A 19983-nucleotide genomic window follows, 5' to 3' on the forward strand; every position below is an offset into this window, starting at 1 on the left:
GGGGACTGAGCCGCGAGGAACTGCCCGACTACCTGGCCCACCGTCTGCGCCTGGTCGGCTGCGAACTGCCCCTGTTCGAGCCGGAGGCCATCGAGGCCCTCTATCAGGCCACCCACGGCATGCCCCGCCCTGTCGGCCGCCTGGCCCACTACGCCCTGACCTGCGCCGCCCAGCAACAGGTCCGCCAGGTCAGTGCCGAGCACCTGCAGACCGCCCTGGAGGAACTGCGACCATGAACCACCACCACACCCTCACCATCCCGCTGCCAGGCCACTGGACCCCGGAACAGGCTCTGGCCGTGTGGGAACTGCTGGAGATCCTCACCGAGCATATCGGCCAGCGCTACGACCTCGCCCTGCAGGAAGCCCTGGCCGCCGAGCGAGCGCCCTCCATCGACACCCGCCAGACCTCCCTGTTCGACGACGAGCAGGATCCCTTCTGAGTCCTTGCCCCCGGGCGCGAGTCACCCAAGGCTCGCGCCCCCAGCTTCCCGCATCCGTTCACCTTCCAGGAATCTTCCACCCGAGGGCATAATCCGGGAAAACACTCGGCCTGTAGCCAGGATCTGTGTGGGGAAAGGGGCGTGGAATAATCTGGGAAACAACAACCCCAATGGACGAATATGAGAGCCTAAGCCACTCCAAGTGGGAGTGTAAATACCATGTGGTATTCATCCCGAAATATCGCCGCAGGGCCCTTTTTGGCCAATTGAGGCGACATTTGGGGGAAGTTTTCCATCGGCTGGCGAGGCAGAAGGAAAGCTGGATTGAAGAAGGGTATGTGATGCCGGACCATGTCCATATGTTGATCTCGATCCCACCAAAGTATGCGGTATCGCAGGTGGTGGGGTACATCAAGGGCAAGAGTGCGATTCACATTGCCCGGGTGTACGGAGAGAGGAAGCGGAATTTTGTGGGACAGAGTTTCTGGGCCAGGGGATACTTTGTGTCGACGGTGGGGCGTGACGAGGAGACGATACGAGAGTACATCCGTCACCAAGAAGCCGAAGACAAGCGCCTTGACCAGATGAAGCTCTGGAGCTGAAAGCCACCTTCAGGTGGCTCCATGTTTATGCCGCTTTGAGCGGCTCACAAATTAAAGCCCCCGGCTTTGCCGGGGGATACTTACTGCTTATATTCTTTTGGAGGCTCTTGGGGCTCCAGGTGGATTTCATGTCGTGGAGGGGGCAGTGATGATGTTCAAGAAATTGCGGATTTTGGGTCTTGGGTTTACCGATGAGGAATATGAATTATATGGACTTGGAGGACTGTCGGACCCCGCTAGAGCGACTCAATACCTTTCTAATCGTTGGAATGACCTCTATTTTCGTCCAAAAATCAATCGTTGTCAGCAAAGGCATGTCCTCGAAGATAAGTGGGTTACACATCTATATTTTTTGTCCCTATCGTTGCCCGTGCCTAAAACCTACGGTATGTTTCACGAAAAGCACGGCGTGACCGCTGGCGGGCGGCCGTTGAGGACGGCAGATGACCTAAGAGATGCGTTTATTCGAAATTGTGATTTTCCGACTCGTCTGGTATTCAAGCCGAGAGGTGGGCGGCAAGGGCAAAATATTATCGTTTGTGAGGTCGGTCGAGGTGATGGTGAATCGGTTCATGTTTTGTTTTCCGGAAAAAAGTTTAGCTTACAAGAGTTCACGGGTTTGTTGCCCAGAGACGCTTTCCTCGACTATGGGGGAGGATATGATGGATGGCTGGTGCAGGAATACATTGATCAGCATCCCTTCATGAAGGAAATTGGTCCCTATACTGTTAATACGTTTCGAGTTATCACATTTATTGACCAATCGGGGCACTGTAAGGTTCAGATGGCTGCGCTACGTTTGGGGCGGCAAGGGAGTTCTGCTGATAATTGGGACAAGGGTGGATTATCTGTGGCGGTCGATCTGAAGAGAGGGCGTCTTGGCAAGGGCGTGTCAAAGCCATCCTACGGTGGCCGCTGGACCGCTTTTCACCCGGATACCCAAGTCCATTTAGAAGGTAGAGAAGTGCCCGGGTGGAATTCCATCGTAGAGGTTTGTGAACGGGCAGCAAAATCAATATCTGGGGTTAGGTCGGTGGGTTGGGACATTGCGTACACTCCGGAGGGGCCGGTGATTATTGAAGGCAATGCTGTATGGAGTTTGCCCCTAACGCAAGTGCATACGAATGGCTACTTAACAGATGATGTGCGTGCGGATTTGGCGAATTTTGGCTTGGTTTTTCCTACGGCGCTGCCTGGTCTATTACCTGCTGCCACCTGTTGGCTATCTCGGCAATGGCGTCGTTCCAGAGGGCCTAGGTTGCTAAAAGAGCTAAGGTCAAAGAAGTAAAAGGGGGCGTAGGGGCAAGAAGCCAAGTAGGTCCACGCTTGGGCGCCAATATTCGAAATATACGGACTGTTGCACTATGGCTGGCCCCACTTGGATTTGACTAGACTCATGGCGAGATAACGCCAGTTTGCCAAGGCCTCAGGTTGGTTCCTTGCCGCATGCCAGAAGGCCCGTAGGGCGAGCATGGGGTCCCCTTCCCAATAATGTCGGTATCCAAAACTGAAGCTGGTCTCGGCGAGTCGTTTTTTGATTGCCTTAGGTTCTGTTCGCTCCCCATTGGGGCCAACCAAGCCCCAGCGCGCCAGCGCCTTTTCCACCACGATACGTTCGTAGTTTTCGTGGGGCCACTTTTTGGCGCAGCCATTGCCGTGTAACCGATACAGGGCGAACACCCGATCTAGCTGGTGGATTTGGGTGTGCCGTGAGGCGCGTATCCAGTAGTCATAGTCCTGTCCACGCTTCAACTCCACATCGAATGGGCCCACGCGCTCAATCAGGCGACGACGCGCCATGACGGTGATCGTGTGCAAGGCCGATGTAAATAGCAGTTGGTTGTAGAGCCATCCGGATTTCTCAGGGACGATGTCGGGCGAATCCTTGGTCGGGTCGTCCGAGGAGGCCAGGAACTCGTCGGAGGGCATGGAGAACTCCTCGTCTGGATCCGGTTTCCATACACGCCATCGGGAAAAGACCAAGTCGATTTCGGGGTGGCGCAGCAGATGGTGGACCTGGGCGGTTAGCTTTCCCGGTAGCCAGAGGTCGTCGGAATCAAGAAATGCGATGAACTCGCCTTGTGCTGCGTCCAGGCCGGCGTTGCGTGCCACGGCCGCCCCTTGATTGGCCTGCGCAATCAGGGTGATGCGATCCTGATAGGATCGGGCAATGTCCAGGGTTTGGTCGGTCGAGCCATCATCCACCACGATGATCTCCTTGTGGGGATAGTCCTGGTCCAGTGCGCTGTCGATGGCCTCGCCTATGAAGCGTTCGGCGTTATGGGTGGGGATGACCACAGAGACGAGTGGGCGGGAGGTGTTTTCGTCTTCCCTTTTGGGGGGAGCTGGGGGGGCAATCATTGATATCCGCCGGGTTAGGAGTGCCACGATGTTGGCAACGTGTTTTACCAGAATCGGGGCTTGTTGGGTACGCCTTGGCTATGGTGCGCTAGCAATTTGGGCAGTCAAGCTTGAAGGGAGGTCCGATACTGGTTTCACGCCCTGGGTTGCGTGGCTTGGCTCCATCGAAGGCTCCCCAGGTGGCCTGCTCCCGAGGGCGGTGGTTGTAGTCAAGGTCCAGATGGGGTAGGTGATCCACCGGGGGGATGGCTTTGGTGCGGACCAAGGCGTCGGGGCGTGGATAAAGATCCAGTTGCTCCAGGCGCGGGGTGGCATTGTGCAGGTACGGCACGGCATATTCCAGAGAGGCGGTGAAGTTGTGTTCGGTGTCGATAGAGGCGATGACCTGCAGCGGGTTAGGAGAGAAAAGGGCATTCCCTGTCACTTTCTGAGTGTAATCCGGGTCGGCATGTGTGATGTGTATGCCGGTGCCAGCGGTGACCAGGGTGTTTTGCAGGATGTAAACGGCCTTGGGCACGTCGTTGTGGCGCATGATGATCAACCCAGGTCCTCGACTGTTGAAGAACAGGTTGTTGTACAGCGCCACATTGCCCTCGCCTTGGAACAGGCGCTCGTGGGGGTTTTCGTGAAACAGATTGCCGTAGATCAGATAGCGATCATGCCGGCCTGGCCCCTCGGTTGGCCAGTGTCCCACCAGCAGATTGGGGCGTGCCGAGGAGTCGCTACTGGCACGTTCGGCCTTGCTGAACAGATTGTGGCGGATGATGGTTTCCCTGGGTTCGGTGGGGATGCCGGGTAGTCGGTCACGGACATCTTGATGCTTGATCTGCATGTTGTAGCCCAGCGTACGGCGGATGGCGTTATTCTCGATGAGTCCACCAATGAAGGGAGCGCTACCGTCGGGGCGGCCCAGGTATAGGCCTGTGCCGATGTCGTGGATGTGGTTGTTCCGGATGGTCCAATCCCAGGCTGAGGCACGGGTAGTGATGCCCGTGTGGCCTTGTGAGGCGTCGTAGTTTCTGATGGTGAGATGTTCGAGGGTGATGTGGTGGGCGTAGCGGCCGTTGCGTTCCAGGACGACGCCAGCGGCATTGCGGCCGCGTCCATCCAGAGTCAAATGCCGAACGGTGACGTGTGCACTGCGACTCAGGCTGATGGTGTTTTCCCCATCGCGTGCTTCAAAGATCGCTGGTTCGCCGCTCTCGGGTCCAGAGATCACGATGGGGGCTTCGGGGGTGCCTTTTATGTTCTGCAAACGCAGGTTACGTGGATAGGTGCCCGAAGACAGTTGGAGATGGTCTCCTGGTTGCAGTGCGCGGATCTTATCCCGGTAGTTGTCTGGGTTTGCCTGGATAACTCGACGAGGTAGGGGTTGGGCAAGTGGTTTTTCCTTGCCACTATGCACCCGAGTCCAGTCCGGAGGCGCTGGATCCTTAGGTGTCGTTAGTGAGGTGAAAAGGGGGCCATGACGTCTTTGAAGCTCCGTCATCAGATCGCACTCGCCGGCCTTGTACTCAATGGCACCGAGATCCACCGGGTTGGATCGTTCTTGGCCGCAAAAGTCGTGTGTGACATCGTTCGTCCAACTCCCTTGCGCCACTAAATCCTGTCCATTCAGTAGCCTCAGGTCGCCGGCTTGTGGGGCCAAGAACCACCGATCGAAACGTCCTACGCCCTTCCCAACGGCGGTATCCCCCAGGCGCTCCAGTGAGGTTTCCAGGCCGTTGATCATGGTTCGGCTCAGGCGTTTGTGCCAGGCGAGAGCCTGAGTAGGGCTGTCAGATTGGCCCTGTTGGATGCGACTCTGGATCACCGGGAGGTAGCTGGCCTGCGCCAACCACCCAGTGGTTTTGTTGTCTTCGGCCTTAGCCTCACCACCGTCTCGCTCCCAGATGTTGCCCGTGAGGATATTGTCGAACACTCGCGCCTGGGTTTCCGGAAAGCGTGCCTGGATGCCGAAAGCGTTGTAAATGGTGTTATTGGCGATAAGCGCTTTTGATGCGCGATTGAGATAAATTCCAGGTTCCTTGGGGCAGTTGAGGATGATGTTGTTGGTCATCCGACCATTGAGTGATTCGGGGCAATCCGTATCGCAATTGCCCAGTCCCCTCCGGTCGAAAATGGCGGGGGAAGAGCCCCCGCCCCCGAGGGAGAGACCAACGCGGTGGCCTCCTGTGTGATGCCACTCGCAGATGACGAGATTGCGGTCGAAGATAGCACGCTGGGCCCCGCCTTTGACGAAGGCTGCGCTGGTGTTGCGACCGACACGGTGAGGTGCGTGTGCGATGTCGGCAATGAAGTTTTCGGTGATTCGCCAATCCTGGCCTCCGATGATGTCGATGGGGACGACAGAAGATCGGGTGTCTCGGGGGTAGTCGTTGATGAAGATGTTACGTGTGAGCTGCACATGGTCAGGAAATGTCCTGGGATCGCCCTCACCGTTGGCCTTGATGGCGGCGTGAAAGTTCTGGAAGCGGTTGCCTTCTATACGCGCATGATCCGCGTCCTGCACTATGTGCAGGGCGTGGTTGGCATTGCGGCTGCCTTGGAAGTCCAGCCCGATGATGTGCCAGTGGGCTCCGTAGATCTTGAATTGTGTAGTGTGGTCGGTCCAGATGCGGGCGGCACCAGGGATCAGCGATTCTAGAACAATGGGAGCGTCTCGCTCACCTGATTGTCTCAGGGTAATGCTGGGTAGGAAGTAGTCACCTGGCAGGAGCGTGATGGTGTCCCCTGCTGTGGCGTTCCGCAGGGCCTCTCTAAGATCGCTGGCGTCCTGAACTTCCTGGGATTTGGCATGGCTCACACCTGCCAGCAGTGATAGGGTCAGCGTTAACACCGGTAGGCTGATACGAAGCACGTCCATTGAGTGAGCTCGCGTACGGGTCGGTGCGAGAATTGTCCCGGGTGGCGGCATGGAAATCAATTGGAATGTGCCCGCGTCCGTGCGGCATGCTTGGGTATTGTAGTGGCGCATGCATTTTTTCGGGTTTTGAGGGTGGGTCTCATTGGCTAGAGGGCTCTCGCATCGAACCAGATTCGCGGTTGCAGCATGGCTGTCCTTGCTGGCAGTGCTCTACGCCACCCTGATGCCTTTCGAGTTCGGAAACCAGGGTGTCGCCCAGGCCTGGTCACACTTTACCAGTCTCACGTTCCCCAAGATGGGTGCCTCGGCGCGTCAGCAGTGGGTGGCGAATATCCTGCTTTTCGTGCCGCTGGGGCTGTTCTGGACGGCCTGGCTTTCCGGCTATGTGCGTGGCGTCTGGGGGCATTGCGTGGTGGGGCTGTTCGTGGCCCTACTGGCTTTGGCGACCACGGCGACAGTTGAGTTCCTTCAGTACTGGTTGCCCCGGCGTGAGCCCTCGCTGCTGGATATGAGTGGCAACCTCAGTGGTGGCGTGCTGGGGGTGCTGGCCTGGTTCGGGTTGTCGGGGCCGGGGCGGCGGTGGTTGTCGCTATTGCGCCAGGGTGGGCTCGCCGCTCTCTGGTGGGCTTTGTTGAGTTACACAGTGGTGTACGTGCTGGTCGCTTGGCTGCCTTGGGACTTCCTGTTGTCCTGGCAGGAAGTGTCCGCCAAGCTGGATTCGGATCGGTGGGGGCTGTGGCGTGCCCCGGTTTCCGAGGCTGATGTGGGCCAGTGGTGGGTGCTTCGCAGCATGGTGGTGATGATCACCGCGCCGGTTGGGATTCTCTTGGGGTGGTGGCTACAGAGACGAGCGCCTGCGCTCAGAGGCTTTGGGTTGCTGGTTTCTGGCGCGGTGCCGGCATTAGCGTTTGGCCTGTTTGTGGAGTGGGGGCAGTTCTTGACGGTCTCGGGGGTTGCCGAGGGCGGTTCTGCCTTGTCTCGTGCCGTTGGGATCGTTCTTGGGTTGGCATTCTTCGCGATGCGGCATCACCTCGGCCCCGACCAGCTCAGGCATTGGGCTCGTCCGTTGGTGGCCACTTCGGTGGTGCCTTTTTTGTTGCTGTTGGTGCTCATCAACTGGGGCGGTAAGGGCTTCGCAATGGAAACTGGGTCGGTGCTGGCCAAGCTGGAGTCGTTGCGGTTTTTGCCTTTCTGGTATCACTATACGGTGCCTGAGGCGGTGGCCCTTGGCAGCCTGATTTTCCATGTGATGATGTATTTGCCTGTGGGCATCGGGGTGTGGCTGTGGCGTTGGGGGGCGAGGGGCATTACACCCCGGCGGGGGTTGTGGCTGGCGATTGGAGTGGCATTTCTGCTGGCCTTGGTGATGGAGGCGGGTAAGCTGTTCATGGCGGGGTTGAGGCCAGATCCTACTAGCGTATGGATTGCGGCTGCTGCTGCTTGGTTGGGGTGGCAGGCTTGTGGGGTGGTTTGGTGGGGGTTGCGGGGCCCTATAGAGCGGAATGCGCGCGCGATGGCTCGCGCTGATCGTTCGCGAGGGCGTGCCGAGGCTTCTCGGCAGCGCTCGGTGGCTTCAGGGAGTACCTATCCCGGGGTGGAGTCGGCGGATGAGGGGTTTGTGCGGGGAGGCGAGGGTTCCACGCGCTAGCGGGCTGCGGGTGTCGGAATCTCTTACGAGATGCTGTGTCCTACTTCAGCACCGAACAGTACCGCTTGGTCGCTTCACGAAGCCCTCATATGGAGCGGATCTGGTTGGAAAGCGGTGTTATCGGGATTGCTTTCGGGCAACTTATTCGGGATCATCGCAGGCAGAGTGTGTATTGCTGACTGGATATCCATTGAGAGTGGCGTCAGATTTGTTTACGTTAGGCGTGCTCTCAATGTGATCTGAATCACATCTTCGTTGTGTTGGGCCCTTGTTTTCATGGGGTTGCATTTTTTGGCCTGTTTTTTGCTAATTTCAGTTAAGACGTCTTGAGGTGCGGTTAGGCAATGACAGGTCGGCACTGCTCGGCCGAGAAGGCTTTGAACATGTGCGCTTCGCTACTGTCCATCTGTGCTGAAGGCTCGAACGCTATATAGAGGCTGTGACTCCATGTCCAATCGAACTCCCATCACTGACACTAACGAGCAGGCGAGCACCGAGGCTTGCCCTAGAGAAGGGCCGTCCCGGGAGCGAATGGATCGGGGACGCCGGAAGTTTGCCCTCGCGGCTAGCTCGGCACCAGTTTTGTTTGCGATGGTGAACAAGCCCTTGATGGCGGGGACTTGTGAGGCTGATACGCCCTCGGGTTTTGATTCAGCCAAGGCGAGCGGCCGGAAGGGGGATCGAACAACTCTGGAGTGTGGTCGTTCACCTGGTTACTGGGGGAACAAAGGTAAGGGGGGCGGATCCCATGACTCCTTTCTCCTTGATGAGGAGAACACATTTCTCCGTGTGTTCGGTTCCAATGACCACATCAGGCAGTTGGGTGGATACGATAAAGACCTTCTCACGATGAGACATGTTGTCGTCAGGCCATATCACACGCCGAATCAGTTGAACTTCCGTGACGAGGGCAATCTTGCCAGGGCTTTTGTCGCAGCCTATATGAATGCATTACGCGTTGATAATTATCCATTGAGTACATTGGAAGTTAAGGCGATGTGGGAAGCCATTGATGGTGGTGGCAAGTATCAGGTCTCAGCTGGGGTTGAGTGGGGCAAGCCTGAGGTGCTGACCTATCTTTGGTCGACCTACGAAGACCCTCCTGAGGACAACGAGGACGAGTATTTTGATGTTGAAGATTAATCGGGCGCTCGTTGTCCCGGTTGTGATGAGACGGTTAATGGGAAACTTTGGTCGCTACAGCTCTTGTGGTCAAGTGTGTCCTTGAGTGATCTGAAGGCGGATCTTGTGACGCAAGCTTTGTGTCCTGGGTGGTATTTGGATTCTTCTCGGCTTGTTATTCGTTACTGGGCGGATGGTGTTGCGGTTTTCCATCTGGAGTCGGGTGACATTTATGTCCTCTCGGCGTTATGTGGGGGACTGCTGAGTGAAATGGACTCGGTAAACGGCGTGTTGCGTTTGTCTGGTGAGTTGGTTGAGCGCTTGAGTCAAAACTACACGGGTGCACCTCAGGGAGAGGATTTGGGGCAACTTGTCCTGGCTTCATTGGAAAGCATGGAGCGCCTTGCAATCATTAAGAGAGTGGTATAGACATTCCTAACACACCACTTCTTCGGGTCGGGGACTTCTTGCCGGCTAATTTCCGAAAGCTCGTTGCTGGATGTGGGGTCGTCATCCAGGCTGGGTCGCTTTCCTTTCGCCTGCGTAGCAATGTTAGACTGGTCGCGGATGGTGTTCACCATTTGTATCGTTATCATCCTGTAGTCACTTATGGATTAGCCGATTTTTCCGTTCAGGTGACGCCGCCACGCTCTCCCCGACGATGGTTAGGCCGACAGGTGAACTTTCGGCATAATGGCGCTGCTACTTTCCTGCCTCTGCCATACGCCCAGGCTTTGCCGCTACTCGAGTGGGGTCTCAATTGGTGCGTGTATGAGCATGTGCACGACCGATTGGTGCTTCATGCCGCAGTGGTGGAAAGTGATGCGCGGGCCTTGATTATTCCGGCTCCGCCCGGTTCGGGCAAGAGTACCTTGGTTGCTGGCCTCTGCTATTCAGGTTGGCGGCTTCTCTCCGATGAGTTGGCGCTGCTGAAGCCGTCTAGCGGTGAGGTGGAAGGCTTATGCCGACCCATCAGCCTCAAGAATGCTTCTATCGGCGTCATGCGGGAATATGCTGGTGCAGAGCCTTTCTCTCCCACGGTATCGGACACCACAAAGGGTGATGTGGCGCTGATGCGTCCACCGCTGGATAGCGTGGAGAAAGCGGCAGTGCCTGCGAGGCCGTTTGGGGTTGTGTTCCCTTTGTTCTCTGCAGGAGCGGCACCTTCCATGACAGAATTGGGACCTGCTTCGGCATTCAGTCAGCTGCTGGAAAGCGCTTTTAATTTGTCGGTGTTGCGCGAGGATGGCTTCCACGTGTTGGCTGACTTGGTAGAGCATTGCCGGTGTTTTCAGATCAGGTATGGATCCTTGGCTGATGGGATGGCGTTGGTTCAAGAGATTCACGAATCAGGAAAGGTGTGATGGGCGAGGCGGGGGAATCGCTGCTCTTTTGTGTGCTCAAGGCCCCAGACTTGGCGTGTGATCTCGATCTCAATGAGTGGGATCTGCTGATTCGTCAAGCGCGGGTAAGTCGTTTGCTCGGCAGTCTGGCCATTGGGATCAATGAGGCTGGCGTGTGGCAGCAGATCTCGGAGGGGCCGCGGCGCCACCTGGATTGGGCACGCAGGATCTCCCAAACCTACCATGCTGAGCTTGAGTGGGAACTGTCGTGTATCGAAGACGCATTGGGAGGGTTGGGTGCTCCTGTCGTGTTATTGAAAGGTGCTGCCTATCATGTGGAGGGTCTGAAGGTTTCGGCCGGCAGGATGTTCAGCGATGTGGATATTCTAGTGGATCGAGGACGCTTAAACGCTGTCGAGGCATGCTTGATGATGCGCGGGTGGGTGAATTCCCACCACGACCCTTATGACCAGCGTTACTATCGAGAGTGGATGCATGAGTTGCCCCCCATGCAGCATATCAAGCGCGGAACGACCTTGGATGTGCACCACTCTATCTTGCCGCCGACGGCCCGATTGAAAACGGATCCGCAGCGTCTGATCGACGCTTCGGTTAACGTGGACAGGGGCTTATTTCGCGTGCTGATGCCAGAGGACATGTTCCTGCACAGTGCCACGCATCTTTTCTTTTCGGAGGGCGAGATGATGCATGGTTCTCGTGACCTCTGGGATCTATATCGCATGGCCGAGGAGTTCGGTCATGACGATTTCTGGGAAAGAATTCAAAGTCGAGCGATGGAATTGGGTTTGACGGAGCCCTTGGTGCTGGCGGTTCATTTCCTGGACAGCTTGCTGGAGGCGCCACTGCCTGAAGATCTGGTGACTTGGGCGGAAGCGTCGTTTCCAAATGGGCTTGGAGGGATGTTATTGCGAAGTTCCCTTCAATCGGGGCTGGCCGTTCGTGATAGCCACGAGAAGACGCTGGCGGAGACACTGAAGGAATGGTTCTTGATCGTTCGTGGGCATCAAGAGAAGATGCCAACGCCCCTGCTGATGAAGCATTTGAGCCGCAAGGCTTGGTATGGGGTGTTCCCCAAAGACCCCGTCGCGGGGCGGAGGTAATCGATTCGATTCACCTCGCTTGGAGGACTTTCGGAGCTTCAGGCCAGTGATGTCACCGGGCGGTGAGCGTTCTCCATGATCCCCGTCTCCCCTCCGTAGCCGCCTATGCCTGAAAATGTAATCTTACCAGCGGCCTTTAGACCTTGGCCGACATGATTAGTGGGGCCTATTGCTGTGTGGACAAGACGCCCCATATCCACCGGTTGGTGACGGAGCTATCAGCGCTCCTGCCCCCCATTTCGCTGTAATCGCTGCACCTGATGCTCTATTCGTGGGTAGGTGGGGAAACTGGTAGGCGCACCGAGCCGGCGTGGGCGCCCTGGTTTTCTCGGGGTTCTTGATGGGTTGTCGGTGATTCTTACGATACTGTGGTCATAATGAGATCAGTCTCACAAAACACCGGGCGGGCTACGTCTTGAGCATCCTGAAGGGTGGGGCTCATCTGAAGTTTTTTGGAAAATTCTGTGATTGGTGTCTCAAAAACGAAAACTGATGGCGGTATGGTTTACAAGCGCATCCGGGTGTGGATCGTCTATTCTTTTAAGTGATTGTAATTTGGAGGAAATATAAGGCTGGCATGGTTTGTGTATTTGCCCATTATGGGCGCGTCCTCCCTGGATGTGCCAAGTCTAACGGGTGATGAGGCTTCCCATGCGAAAGATTCTGATTAGGTTTATGGTCCTGGTGCTTGCAGGCATGGGGGCGGGTAGCTTGCAGGCTGCTCCTATCGTCGGGAACTTATCTGTCGAATTCAAAGGCGTACCCCAAGGTTTTCAAGCTGGCTCCACGACGGGCGATATCCATGAGCCAAGGTTAAAGACACACGCCGCTGAGGATGGTTGGGTCAGTGGCGTACATGCCGGTATGTATCGGATGACCCTTGGCACCGGTCGTGACAGCGTCCCGGAGGAGGATGTCTTTTGGGGGCAAGATGGTGATTTCAATGCGTTTTGCATCCAGACATGGCAAGTGCTCGCTAGCAGCCAGAATCTGCGGAATGATTATTCGCTTTGGTCTTTGAAAGGTTACCTGGGCTCTTCCATCCACGGTTCGGATGAGCAGTGGGCAGAAGCGACCTTTTCTGAGATATCTGCTCTTTTTGCCCGGAGCAATTTGGTCGATGAGGATGCTGGGTCGATTGCTCTAGGGGCAACAGCTGAAACGGATGCGGCTTTTCAGTTGGCCCTCTGGGCAATCGTCAACGAGTGGGAAGTCAGTGACGCTGACAAGCTTTCATTTTCGGGTTTTGGTGATGCGGTGCACAATGATGTTGAACTGTGGGTTGGCGAAACCCGAAACGCGAATCAAGTTGCTGCGAGTCTGGACTTCTATGTGCTGAGTTCGGCGACCTCACAAAACCTGCTGGTGTGGAAGACTGCAACCGCAACCGAGGTGCCTCTGCCCGCCACCCTGTGGCTGATGCTGGCGGGCATCCTGGGAGTCGGGCTGGCCAGGAGGTCATAGGCGGCACTAGGGATGCCTGGGGGGCGTTGGCGATCCTGGATCGGCTCGATGCCGGGGATCAGCGGAAGAGTTAGACGGGGGCCTGTGTTGCAGCTGTGTCTGGGGTGGCGGCGGGCTGAACCTCTCAGGCCAGTGATATCATCGGGCGGCAAGCGCTCTCCCCGATCCTTGCCCCCGGAGCCGCCCATGCCCCAGAAACGCAATCTCCCCATTGGTATCCAGGCGTTCGACAAGCTCCGCCGGGGCGGCCACTACTATGTGGACAAGACACCGCACCTGCTTCGGTTGGTGAGTGAAGGCGGGTCTTTTTTCCTCTCCCGTCCCCGCCGTTTTGGCAAGAGCCTGCTGCTGGATACCCTCAGGTGCCTGTTCGAGGGTCGTCAGGATCTGTTCGAGGGGTTGTTCATCCGGGAGCGATGGGACTGGCAGGTGCGTCATCCGGTGATTCGCCTGAGCTTTGCCGACGGGGTGCTGACCACGCGGGAGGCGCTGGATGTCCACATTGATGAGTTGTTGCGGGCAGAGGCCTCGCGGCTTGAGGTGGCTCTGACGAATACCAGCATTCCGGGCCGTTTCCGGGAGTTGATCCAGCAAGCCCATGCCGTTCATGGCCAGCGGGCGGTGGTGCTGATCGATGAGTATGACAAGCCGATCCTGGATAACATCACCGAGCCGGAGCGGGCGCGGGCGGTTCGGGAAGGGCTGAAGAATCTGTATTCGGTGCTCAAGGACGCCGATCCCCATCTGCGTTTCTGCCTGCTCACAGGGGTGTCCAAGTTCAGCAAGGTGAGTCTTTTCTCGGGCCTGAATAATCTCAACGACATCACCCTGGACGAGCCTTACGCGGCCATCTGTGGTTATACGGATGAGGACGTGGATACGGTGTTTGCGGCGGAGTTGCCGGGGCTGGATCGGGCGGAGATCCGGGACTGGTACAACGGCTACCGCTGGGGTGGGGCGGATACGCCCTCGGTGTATAACCCCTTTGATCTGTTGCTGTTGTTCCAGAAGCGCCGGTTCGCGCCTTACTGGTTTGAGTCGGCTACACCCACTTTCCTGGTGGATCTGTTGAGCGAGCGCGGGGTGTTCACGCCGCGGCTGGAGGCGATGCAGACGGAGGCGGAGTTGCTGGGGCGGTTCGACGTGGATGGGATTGCCACCGAGGCGCTGTTGTTCCAGACGGGGTATCTCACCGTGCATGCGGTGGAGGAGCCCATGACGGGGTATTGGCTCTACACCCTCGGGTATCCCAATCGTGAGGTGGAATCGAGCCTGAACCAGGCGTTGCTGCCGGCCTTGGGTGTGCCGGAATCGCCACGGCAGCGGTTGAGTCTGTTCAGGATTTTGCAGGCCCATGACCTGGATGCCCTGGAGGTTCACTTCAAGGCGCTGTTCGCCTCCTTGCCCCATGACTGGTGTCGGAACAATCCCATTGCCCGGTATGAGGGGCATTATGCCAGTGTGTTTTACAGCCACTTTGCGGCCTTGGGGTTGCGGATTTCGGTGGAGGATTCGTCCCATATGGGCAAGGTGGACATGGCCGTGGAGTTCGGTGGCCATGTGTACGTGTTCGAGTTCAAGGTGGTGGAGCAGGTGCCCCAGGGGCGGGCGCTGCAGCAGATCAAGGATAAGGGCTATGCGGACAAGTACCGGGGGCGGGGGCAGCCGATCCATCTGATTGGCGTGGAGTTTTCCCGGGAGCAGCGTCAGGTGGTGGGGTTTGAGGTGGAGACGGTGCCAGCAACCTGATTGGGCGATTCACGGAAACACTACCAGCCGGATTGGGAGGGGGCTGGCGCCTTGGGGGTGGTCAACGCGACTTCCACGGCCTCCGCTCTCTCCGCTGCCACGGCACGAAAGTCCGAGGATATGCGGTCATCTGCCGCAGCTCGCCGCCAGAAATCCAGGGCCATGGCGCCGCCCTGGCGCCATGGCTCGATGCCTCCGTGGGCCGGTGGGGGCTTGACGACCGGTGTCGGTGGTACCTCGCCAGGGCGGGGTGCGTGGAGCATGGGCAGCATGTCATAGACTGGGGCCAATGCCAGTCGTCCGTCGGGGTGGGGTTGGAGGGTCAGGTTGCCCAGATGCTGGTCGCTGTTCTCGATCCAGTTGGAGAAATTCTGAAGCAGGGTGACCGTCGTCGGGGTGTCTTCGGTGACCCGTCCTTGCCGGGCGAGGGCTTGGATGGCCAGGCTCCAGCCCCGGCCGATACCGCTGAACTCCGCATCCACGGCGAGCAGTGAGAGGGCCGGTAGACGTCCGCCCTGCGCGGTTCGGTCGAAGCGCACCGACTCCAGAAAGAAACGCCTCTCTCGTTCCAGAAGCCGACTTTCGGCGACCGCCAGTCCGTGTTCCGCGAGCGTGGTCAGGGCCAGGTATTCACAGACCAGGAGGTCGCGCAGGCGCTGGGCCACCGCGCTGCCGTCGTCCGGCGGCGAGAACTTCACCAGTACCGGGCGCCCCGCCACCTGGGCGGCGAACTTGGGCTGCTCGCCTCCCACCGAGGAGCCGGGAGCGCCCCCGGAGAGGATACGTTGGGCCAGCACAGGGAAGTCATCGATGGTGGCGCGTTCTGGTTGCCATGCTCGCCAACGGTCGAGGGCCGCGTCTCCGAGCAGGAGGTCGCCGGGGGTGTCGACCGCGTGATCCAGTAGCCATGCGCCGATCTGATCGGTGGACCAGTGCTCCGGGTTGTCTGGAAATGCGGGGAGGGCGCGGGCATTCATGCGACCGAGAAAACCCTGGGGCCGCAGGTCCTGTAGGAAGAATGGCAGATCACCGAACAGGCCTGTGCCGACCTCACCCAGGAGCAGGCTGGGCAGCGGGCTGTGTTGGATGGGGCGCACCAGTATGGCGCCCTGGTCGAGACCGACCAGTTCGGCAAGGGGATGGACATGGCCATCGGGGTCCATGCGATGGATAGGGAGGGTGGTGTCGGCGCGGTTGAACAGCGGCCCGCGAAGGGCATGGCGGGTGGCGGGCCCACGCCCAAAGGAGACGACCTTTCCCCGGGCTTCGGCATCTCGCAGTCGCCGGTAGACGGTGGGTGCGCTGGCGCCCAGGGCGGTGGCCAGCTCGGCCCGCGAGGCGCTTCCGAGGGCGCGCAGCCGGGAGAGGAGTTCGTCGCTGGTCAGGCGCATGGGGGGCGAGTGAAACGATGATGAACCGGTATTTTCTGCCTGTAGGGCTTTTAGATCAAGTGGTTGTATGTTTGCTTGTCGGGATTTTTGAAACGATTTTTTGCGTTGGTTCCGAGCGGCGTGATGATGTAATCCGTATCATCTCCGCCCGAAAAGCCACCAAACAGGAGGTGAAGCAGTATGTCGAAAGTATCGAAAACTGATTGGGAAGGGCTTGCCAAGATGAACGACGAGGACATCGATACCCAGGGATCGTGACCCACAATGTGCGTGATCTTGGCCGGGGAGAATTGGTCTTTGATCAACTTCGGGTGGTAACACCTGCGCAATGTCTGGAGGAATGGCAATGACGACTTTAACGATCCGGTTACCAGACGACACGGCCGAACGTTTGAAGTTGCTGGCACGCAGCCGTGGTTTGAGTACCAACAAGTTGGTGGAGGAGCTCAGTGCTCGTGCGCTGGCGGCATGGGATACCGAGAATCACTTCCGCGCCATGGCGGCGACAGGGAATGTCCAGGAGGCATTGGCGATCCTGGATCGGCTCGATGCCGAGGATCAGCGGAAGAGTTAGACGGAGGCTTGTGTTGCAGGTGTGTCTGGGGTGGCAACCTTCAGCGGTCTACGCACTGAACGTCTCAGGCCAGTGCTATCATCGGGCGGCAAGCGCTCACCCTGATCCTTGCCCCCGGAGCCGTCCATGCCCCAGAAACGTAATCTCCCCATTGGCATCCAGACCTTCGCCGACATGGTCAGCGGGGCCTATTACTATGTGGACAAGACGCCCCACATTCACCGGCTGGTGACGGAGGGGCGTTACTATTTTCTCTCCCGTCCCCGCCGTTTTGGCAAGAGCCTGTTGCTGGATACCCTTCGCTGCCTGTTCGAGGGGCGCGAAGAGTTGTTCCGCGGGCTGTATGTCGAATCCCGCTGGGACTGGAGTGTGCGTTATCCGGTGGTGATCCTGGATTTCGGGGGCGGGGTGGCGGCCACGCGCGAGGCGCTGGATGCGCGGATCCGTGATCAGTTGCATTGGAACCGTGAGCGGCTGGGCGTGAGCCTGGATCGCCAGACGGATATCCCGGGGGAGTTTGAGGCGCTGATCCGCGGGGCGCATGCCCGTTCTGGTGAGCGGGTGGTGGTGCTGATCGATGAATATGACAAGCCGATTCTGGATAATATCACCGAGCCGGAGCGGGCTCGGGTGGTTCGGGAGGGGCTGAAAAACCTCTACTCGGTGCTGAAGACGGTGGATGCCCACCTACGGTTCTGCCTGCTTACGGGGGTGTCCAAGTTCAGCAAGGTGAGTCTGTTCTCGGGGCTGAATAATCTGCGAGACATCACGTTGTCACCGGCATATTCCGATATCTGCGGTTATACGGAGGCGGATGTGGATAGCGTGTTCTCGCCGGAGTTGTCTGGTCTGGACCGGCAGGAAATCCGTGCCTGGTACAACGGCTATCGCTGGGGCGGGGTGGACACGCCGTCAGTCTATAATCCGTTCGATCTGTTGCTGCTGTTCCAGGAGCGACGTTTTGCGCCGTACTGGTTTGAGTCGGCTACGCCGACGTTTCTGGTGGATCTGCTGAGTGAGCGCGGGGTGTTCACGCCCCGGCTGGATGCGATGCAGACGGAGGCGGAGTTGCTGGGGCGGTTCGACGTGGATGGGATTGCCACCGAGGCGTTGTTGTTCCAGACGGGGTATCTCACGGTGCATGCGGTGGAGGAGCCCATGACGGGGTATTGGCTCTACACCCTCGGGTATCCCAATCGTGAGGTGGAGTCGAGCCTGAACCAGGCGTTGCTGCCGGCCCTGGGTGTGCCGGAATCGCCACGGCAGCGGTTGAGTTTGTTCAGGGTTCTGCAGGCCCATGACCTGGATGCCTTGGAGGTTCACTTCAAGGCGCTGTTCGCCTCCTTGCCCCATGACTGGTACCGGAACAATCCCATTGCCCGGTATGAGGGGCATTATGCCAGTGTGTTCTACAGCCACTTTGCGGCGCTGGGGCTGCAGATCTCAGTGGAGGATTCGTCCCACATGGGCAAAGTGGACATGGCCGTGGAGTTCGGTGGCCATATGTACTTGTTCGAGTTCAAGGTGGTGGAACAGGTACCCCAGGGGCGGGCGCTGCAGCAGATCAAGGATAAGGGCTATGCGGACAAGTATCGCAGGCGGGGGCAGCCGATCCATCTGATTGGCGTGGAGTTTTCCCGGGAGCAGCGTCAGGTGGTGGCGTTTGAGGTGGAGACGGTGCCAGCAACCTGATTGGGCGATTCCCGGAAACACTACCAGCCGGGTTGGGAGGGATCTGGCGCCTTTGGGGTGGTCAAGCAGTTGCCAAGGACATCGAGCGGGAAGTTCAGCCGCGGGTTGCCTGATGCCCCAGAAAACGCAATCCATCTCCAGCGTTACCTCCTCCGTCCGCCGGGGTGGCCACTACATATGTGCACAAGACACCGCACCTGCTTCGGTTGGTGAACGCAAGGGGGTGTTTTCCTCTCCCGTCTATTTGGCGATTCCCAGAAACACGGCCAGGCAACGTTCAATCTCCAGCAGAGAATTGGGGTCGATCTGCCCAATGGTGGGGCCGACCTTGTCGCGTTTTACCGTCATGGTCTTGTCCACCATGATTTGTGACGGCTTTTGCAAGCCGTTTTCGGCGCTCGGTTGCACTGTGACGCGCAGGAGTGGTGCATCCACGAGGGTGCTGGTGACGGGCAGGATCGTGATGCTGGCGTTGTCGCTGAACTGGTCGGCCTGGATGATCAGCGCGGGCCTTGGTTTGCCGAAATCGCCTTGCATGGTGATGGTCACGAGGCTTCCCCGCATCAATCCGTCCAGCCATCCGTGTCTGCAAGGGCTTCATCCATAAAGCGCTGCATATTGTCGTCGACCCTGTCCGCTTCGGCGGTCAAAAGGCATTGACGGCGGCACTCCTCGGCAAAGTCGGGTCGCCGAGTGTCAGGCACCCAGATTTGCACGGGGCGAAGCCCCGCCTTGCGCAGGGCGTCACGATGCCTCTTCACTCGAGTGTTCACGTGCGTGGTGGCCATGTGGCGTGCCTCTGTTCGAAACGTGTTGCATGCCACCTGTGTAGCATGGGGGTTTGTTACATGCAACAGTTGGTGGTGCCCCATCAACCGACACGGCCATGTGTTCACGACAGTAAAGCAAATGGGTCGGCGTGCACACGCAGGAGGCACATATTCCAGGCCTTCCCTCACATCAGCACTTCCACTGCCGCCGGGTGCCTGGCCTTATTAGGGATCGCGACCTATACTTGTACTGAATTGCCGTACATCAAGGTGCCTTCATGGACACAATGAGCGTAAACAAATTCAGGGAAAACCTGAAAAGCGTTGTAGAGCAAGTGGTTAGCAGGCATGAGCCGCTCAAGGTGACACGGCGAGCGGGTCAGGATTTCGTGGTGATCAGCGCCGACGACTGGGAGCGGGAACAGGAAACCCTTCACGTTCTCCAAAACAAGGATCTCATGCAGCAGATTGCCGACTCTCTCGAAACCCACACCCATGGTAAAGGCTACAAACCCACTGGCGAGCAAATGGATGAGATCACTGGTGTTTGAAGGTCATACCTGGGAAGCATATGAGGCCATGCGTGAGAACGACAAGCGATTACACAAGGCCCTGTGCAAATTGCTCAAGGAAATGCTGCGAACAGAAGATCCGTCCTCTGGCCTGGGAAAACCTGAACCACTCAAGCACAACCTCTCTGGCCTATGGTCCAGGCGAATATCACAGCAAGATCGTTTGATCTATCGATTCGACGACAAGTCCATTTATATCTTCGCTATTGGTGGTCACTACGATCGTCCGGTCACCCCCGTATAGCCAGACCTCACGCGGTGCTGGC

General features: G+C 58.0%; 19 protein-coding genes and 1 pseudogene. 15 read left to right on the top strand and 5 right to left on the bottom strand.

What is annotated here, in order from left to right; genetic code table 11:
• The 4 genes and pseudogenes from ECTHA_RS20045 to ECTHA_RS19470 all read left to right on the top strand — a co-directional run.
• A pseudogene (locus ECTHA_RS20045) lies at positions 1–236 on the top strand (AAA family ATPase); the annotation flags it as partial.
• Positions 233–442, top strand: a complete 210-nt coding sequence (locus ECTHA_RS17720; protein ID WP_025281226.1) for a hypothetical protein — start codon at positions 233–235, stop codon at positions 440–442. The pseudogene ECTHA_RS20045 and the gene ECTHA_RS17720, both read left to right, overlap by 4 nt.
• A gap of 170 nt (positions 443–612) precedes the next feature.
• Positions 613–1044, top strand: a complete 432-nt coding sequence (gene tnpA, locus ECTHA_RS0108380; protein ID WP_025281648.1) for an IS200/IS605 family transposase — start codon at positions 613–615, stop codon at positions 1042–1044.
• A 148-nt stretch (positions 1045–1192) separates the two neighbouring features.
• Positions 1193–2332, top strand: coding sequence for a sugar-transfer associated ATP-grasp domain-containing protein (locus tag ECTHA_RS19470; protein WP_084306873.1), 1140 nt, complete (start codon positions 1193–1195; stop codon positions 2330–2332).
• Positions 2333–2406: 74 nt separating this feature from the next.
• Here the strand turns inward: ECTHA_RS19470 and ECTHA_RS0108385 are convergent, their stop codons facing one another.
• The gene (locus ECTHA_RS0108385) at positions 2407–3405 is read right to left on the bottom strand and encodes a glycosyltransferase (RefSeq protein ID WP_051582627.1); all 999 of its coding nucleotides are present in this window, start codon (positions 3403–3405) and stop codon (positions 2407–2409) included.
• 88 nt (positions 3406–3493) lie between these two features.
• On the bottom strand, positions 3494–6271 hold the full coding sequence (locus ECTHA_RS19905; protein WP_156946829.1) for a chondroitinase-B domain-containing protein: 2778 nt from the start codon (positions 6269–6271) through the stop codon (positions 3494–3496).
• Positions 6272–6476: 205 nt separating this feature from the next.
• On the opposite strand from ECTHA_RS19905, the gene ECTHA_RS17735 reads away from it, so the two are divergent.
• The 7 genes from ECTHA_RS17735 to ECTHA_RS0108425 all read left to right on the top strand — a co-directional run bounded on the left by ECTHA_RS17735 (position 6477) and on the right by ECTHA_RS0108425 (position 14718).
• Positions 6477–7919: a VanZ family protein gene (locus ECTHA_RS17735; RefSeq protein ID WP_051582628.1), complete on the top strand. Its 1443-nt coding sequence runs from the start codon at positions 6477–6479 to the stop codon at positions 7917–7919.
• Between the two features lie 531 nt (positions 7920–8450).
• Positions 8451–9062: a hypothetical protein gene (locus tag ECTHA_RS0108405; protein ID WP_025282268.1), complete on the top strand. Its 612-nt coding sequence runs from the start codon at positions 8451–8453 to the stop codon at positions 9060–9062.
• An 81-nt stretch (positions 9063–9143) separates the two neighbouring features.
• Entirely contained in the window at positions 9144–9470 is a 327-nt protein-coding gene (locus tag ECTHA_RS19910) for a hypothetical protein (protein ID WP_128571829.1), read from the top strand.
• A gap of 38 nt (positions 9471–9508) precedes the next feature.
• Positions 9509–10405 (top strand): HprK-related kinase A, encoded by an 897-nt coding sequence (locus tag ECTHA_RS19475; RefSeq protein WP_128571828.1) that lies wholly within the window; start codon positions 9509–9511, stop codon positions 10403–10405.
• Entirely contained in the window at positions 10405–11505 is a 1101-nt protein-coding gene (locus ECTHA_RS17745; RefSeq protein ID WP_025280407.1) for a nucleotidyltransferase domain-containing protein, read from the top strand. Before ECTHA_RS19475 ends, ECTHA_RS17745 begins: the two co-directional genes overlap by 1 nt.
• Before the next feature lie 651 nt (positions 11506–12156).
• Positions 12157–12969, top strand: a complete 813-nt coding sequence (locus ECTHA_RS0108420) for a VPLPA-CTERM sorting domain-containing protein (RefSeq protein ID WP_026623651.1) — start codon at positions 12157–12159, stop codon at positions 12967–12969.
• Positions 12970–13155: 186 nt separating this feature from the next.
• A complete protein-coding gene (locus ECTHA_RS0108425; RefSeq protein WP_025282586.1) occupies positions 13156–14718 on the top strand; it encodes an ATP-binding protein in 1563 nt (520 codons plus the stop codon).
• Between the two features lie 20 nt (positions 14719–14738).
• Here the strand turns inward: ECTHA_RS0108425 and ECTHA_RS17750 are convergent, their stop codons facing one another.
• Positions 14739–16109 (bottom strand): HipA domain-containing protein, encoded by a 1371-nt coding sequence (locus tag ECTHA_RS17750; RefSeq protein ID WP_025282585.1) that lies wholly within the window; start codon positions 16107–16109, stop codon positions 14739–14741.
• Positions 16110–16455: 346 nt separating this feature from the next.
• Here ECTHA_RS17750 and ECTHA_RS0108440 point away from each other — a divergent pair, with 346 nt between their 5' ends.
• Together ECTHA_RS0108440 and ECTHA_RS0108445 are read left to right on the top strand one after the other, a co-directional pair.
• A complete protein-coding gene (locus ECTHA_RS0108440) occupies positions 16456–16683 on the top strand; it encodes a ribbon-helix-helix protein, CopG family (RefSeq protein ID WP_025282583.1) in 228 nt (75 codons plus the stop codon).
• Positions 16684–16809: 126 nt separating this feature from the next.
• Positions 16810–18375 carry an ATP-binding protein gene (locus tag ECTHA_RS0108445; protein ID WP_025282582.1) on the top strand — a complete coding sequence of 522 codons (1566 nt, stop codon included), beginning with the start codon at positions 16810–16812 and terminating at the stop codon, positions 18373–18375.
• 240 nt (positions 18376–18615) lie between these two features.
• Here the strand turns inward: ECTHA_RS0108445 and ECTHA_RS0108450 are convergent, their stop codons facing one another.
• Together ECTHA_RS0108450 and ECTHA_RS0108455 are read right to left on the bottom strand one after the other, a co-directional pair.
• Positions 18616–18924: a type II toxin-antitoxin system PemK/MazF family toxin gene (locus ECTHA_RS0108450; RefSeq protein WP_425305685.1), complete on the bottom strand. Its 309-nt coding sequence runs from the start codon at positions 18922–18924 to the stop codon at positions 18616–18618.
• A gap of 14 nt (positions 18925–18938) precedes the next feature.
• Positions 18939–19163, bottom strand: coding sequence for an antitoxin MazE family protein (locus ECTHA_RS0108455; RefSeq protein WP_025282580.1), 225 nt, complete (start codon positions 19161–19163; stop codon positions 18939–18941).
• Positions 19164–19423: 260 nt separating this feature from the next.
• Here ECTHA_RS0108455 and ECTHA_RS0108460 point away from each other — a divergent pair, with 260 nt between their 5' ends.
• Entirely contained in the window at positions 19424–19696 is a 273-nt protein-coding gene (locus ECTHA_RS0108460; RefSeq protein WP_025282874.1) for a type II toxin-antitoxin system Phd/YefM family antitoxin, read from the top strand.
• Positions 19677–19961: a Txe/YoeB family addiction module toxin gene (locus ECTHA_RS19490; protein ID WP_084306879.1), complete on the top strand. Its 285-nt coding sequence runs from the start codon at positions 19677–19679 to the stop codon at positions 19959–19961. The genes ECTHA_RS0108460 and ECTHA_RS19490 overlap by 20 nt, the downstream gene beginning before the upstream one ends.
• Positions 19962–19983: the final 22 nt, after the last annotated feature.

Origin of the sequence: Ectothiorhodospira haloalkaliphila ATCC 51935, assembly GCF_000633935.1 — a bacterium.
In the GTDB taxonomy this organism is placed as follows: Bacteria; Pseudomonadota; Gammaproteobacteria; order Ectothiorhodospirales; family Ectothiorhodospiraceae; genus Ectothiorhodospira; species Ectothiorhodospira haloalkaliphila.